Raw genomic sequence first — 364 nt, forward strand, 5'->3', positions numbered from 1 at the left:
CGCTTGCCCGTCTGTGGGGTGGAGCCGTCATCTATATTGGTGACGGCGGGGACGCCACTCAGGAGTTTGACCCTGAAAGCATCGGCAAGGGTGGTCTGAAGTACCTCACGGTCATGGGTCGTCGTGAGATCGTCGCGGGGGAGTTGGAGATTGACCCGACGCTGGAGTCATACGGCCTCCCGAAAGCCTATCAGGTAGCCAACTCCACGGACTTCCTCGACATCCATCCTAGCCGCCTGGTGATCCAAATCGGGGAGGCTCACCCCGATCCTTGGAACGCCCTGACAAATACGGGATGGGGCGATAGCGTGCTTCAGTCGGTGTGGACTGCTATCACTAATGCCGACGCCACTGCGGCCAATAT

Annotated in this window: 1 protein-coding gene; it reads left to right on the forward strand. The window is 59.3% G+C overall.

Annotation, left to right across the window (positions count from 1 at the left end):
• On the forward strand, window positions 1–364 hold a 364-nt coding region (locus Q5762_RS37440), incomplete at both ends, for an anti-CBASS protein Acb1 family protein (protein WP_315896774.1).

The sequence above is a fragment of the Streptomyces sp. P9(2023) genome (assembly GCF_032436795.1).
In the GTDB taxonomy this organism is placed as follows: domain Bacteria; phylum Actinomycetota; class Actinomycetes; order Streptomycetales; family Streptomycetaceae; genus Streptomyces.